At 50.8% G+C, this 2,807-nt stretch carries 3 protein-coding genes; all 3 read right to left on the bottom strand.

Annotated elements, in window-relative coordinates; all coding sequences use genetic code 11:
• Nucleotides 1-35: 35 nt before the first annotated feature.
• The gene (locus NA59_RS12610; RefSeq protein ID WP_052501685.1) at nucleotides 36-563 is read right to left on the bottom strand and encodes an invasion associated locus B family protein; all 528 of its coding nucleotides are present in this window, start codon (nucleotides 561-563) and stop codon (nucleotides 36-38) included.
• Nucleotides 563-1,348, bottom strand: coding sequence for a SapC family protein (locus NA59_RS12605; RefSeq protein WP_052501684.1), 786 nt, complete (start codon nucleotides 1,346-1,348; stop codon nucleotides 563-565). The genes NA59_RS12610 and NA59_RS12605 overlap by 1 nt, the downstream gene beginning before the upstream one ends.
• Before the next feature lie 412 nt (nucleotides 1,349-1,760).
• Nucleotides 1,761-2,807 (bottom strand): YDG domain-containing protein (locus NA59_RS12600; RefSeq protein ID WP_044413491.1); only part of this gene is annotated, 1,047 nt, incomplete at its 5' end.

Genomic DNA, 2,807 nt, shown 5'->3' with positions numbered 1-2,807 from the left:
TAAGATTCCTGCCTTCGCCGGGATGACGAGACGCCTTAATTTTGGATCAACGCATTACTGGCGGCGGTAAAACCTTTTAGCGATAGCTGCAAGAGGGTGTTTTCAGGCTGCCCTAATCCACGAATCCCGATCTTAGCCTTCTGCCCTGCTCTGAGTTGACGCCATACTTTATTATCTAACGCGATCACAGCGGCACAGCCGTTGGCGTTGCATGTCAAATAGGGCGCGGAACCGACTTCACCTTCATCGATTTGAATTAGCAGGCCGGGGCGTAAATCCACGCCTAATGGCACGCTGATTTCAAGCAAACGCTGCTCGCCGTTTCTTGTAACAATCGCTTGAAGCACACGCTGGCTTTGTTCGCCCTGCTCAACCGAGAGGGTTTGCATCATCTGACACTGCTTTGAATCTTGTTGTTCCGCACACACCAACAGCCAATCTTGATAGTGTGTTTGTTCTATCTTCGGTTGTTGTGCTGTCGCGTGACTGCTGAGGCTGAACACGCTGATAACGCTTATCGCCGCGAGCTTTTTAAGTTGTGGTGCTAACCAGGCCTGCTGCATTATGCCACCTCGTCCTGCGTGTCGGTTGTAGTGTTGGCTGTGGTGGTTTTTTCAGCTTGGATTGTTTTGGCCATTCGGTTCATGAGATCATTGAGATTATTGAGCGATAGCAGGTGCGCATAGATAAGGCCGAGATAACCTTGCTCCATCAGCTTTTTGATTTGTGCCGGTTTTAGGGCATTGAGTTTGGTTTCACTGATAACGTAGAGGCCATTCAGTTGAATTTTCTCGCCGCTGTTGAGCTCCATGCGTGGATTGCCGGGTTCGAGCAGGTTGAGTTCTTTTAGCGTGTCGATGAAGCCTTGCGTCGCCTGATTGTCATTTTGAAAGCTCTGTAAAAAGTTGAGGTTTTGTTGCAGTAATTCGGTAGGCTCGCCGGCTTCATTAAACAGGGGTTGGCCTTCTTCTTCGTTAAACTGTTCAAACGTGTCGTCAATGCACACGGTGTATTGGTCTTGGTTTTGGGCGATGACAAACGGATAGCGGCGCACAAAAGCGGGAATGTAGTTGGCATCCCATTGGTTGTCCTCGGTGAGGTAGAGGTTTTCGTTATCACGCATACCCAGCACACACATTAGCGCGTACGCATCCGCCTGCTCGTTGGTGGCGGCAAACGCGGTGACATAGTGTTTTGAACAAAGGGCGAGTGCGGTGAGTGCAATCACCACACCATTAGTGTCTTTTGCAAAGCCAAGGTTTGGGGTATCGGTTTGGCGTACTTTTAGGTTTTTGTGCAGTTCTTTGTTTAACGGTTGTACATTGTTGTAAAACATCAGTGTTTTCATATTGTTTTCCTGTTTTTGTTTGTTAACAATTTAAGGTGAATCTGGTCGATGCCAGCGCAATCGCATCTAAATTCATAGTAATAGTTAAGAAATAACCGGTCATTGCGAGGCGCACAGCGACCCGGCCATCCCCATGCAGTTGTGTACTGGTTCAAAAAAACCGTCATCCCGGCGAAGGCCGGGATCTCTTGAGAGTGTGCATTGCCTCGTTCCCACGCTGTGCGTCACGGCCATTAAGTTAAGAAGAAAACCGTCATTGCGAGGAGCGCAGCGACGCGGCAATCTCTCAAGGGCGTGCACCGCCTGCAACAGATTGCCACGGCCTTCGGCCTCGCAATGACGCTTGTTTTTTTTGCCTCGCGACGCAAGTTTTAACCTCATTCCCACGCTGTGCGTGGGAATGCAGACCTGTTTATCGACGATTAATCACCACCGCTTTGAGTCTATCCACCGACACACCGGCACGCTTGGCCGCCGCGACACCCATTAAGGTGGCTTGGCGCGAATCGCTTACGCTGGCATTGGCTGGCATATCAATCACCAAAGTGCCATCTTCAAGTAAGCTAACTTCCATCGTTTCTTCAATCCCTTCTTCATTGGTGAGGCTAATCGATGTTTGCTCTACAACCGGTGAGCTCATCTCAATACTGGCTTGTGCCGTATCGGCTGAGCCGGCTGTCGCTGAAACCGAATTACCTCGATCACTGATATCCACAACCGAATCCAATCTTGTGGTTCCGCCTGACGATTCATAGATAGCCAGGCCTGGTTGAATCACTTCATCCGTGGCCATGGAGGCATCACCCACTTCAAGCGTCGCCACTTCTGCGGTTTGGCTAAAGCTTAACGCCACCGTTTCACCATTGATCGTTACCGATGATGAGCGCACTACCGGCTGATCAATAACAGCAGCAGGTTCTGCTGCGGTGGTTTGGGTTTCTACAACCTCAGCTTCTACAGTTTCAGCCTCTACGGTTTCAGCCTCTACGGTTTCAACTTCTACCGGTTCTGCTGCCACCGGTTCTGCTGGGGCCGCTACTGGTGCAGGAATGGCGTCAGCCACCCCATCTGCCGCACGTGCATCTGCAACCAAACTGGGGGTAGACGTGAGCACGGGGGTTTGCGCCTCAGGCACATTCACCACAGTATCACGTTGCTGTGCACCCGTATCGGTTCCGGCTTGCGGATTGATCGTTGCGCGAATATTCTCAGGGATACTCACCGTATAGTTATTGATATCCGCATTTTCTAGCGCAACCAAGCTTAGACCCGATACACTCACATCATGCGTGCCAACCGCGATGCTTGCAAACTGACCGCTCTGACCCGTAAAGCTTAAGCGCTCACCCGCAACGACACCCACTAACTCACCACCAAGCAGCGTAGCGCGGGTATTGCCATCATAAAACTTATCCTCTGCGCTCATTCCACTAATGGTTAAGCCTTTCGGCGTGATCGA

This window comes from Thiomicrospira microaerophila (genome assembly GCF_000934765.1).
In the GTDB taxonomy this organism is placed as follows: Bacteria; Pseudomonadota; Gammaproteobacteria; order Thiomicrospirales; family Thiomicrospiraceae; genus Thiomicrospira; species Thiomicrospira microaerophila.
The sequence above is the reverse complement of the archived record's forward strand: the minus strand, read 5'-3'. Positions and strand labels throughout refer to the sequence as shown.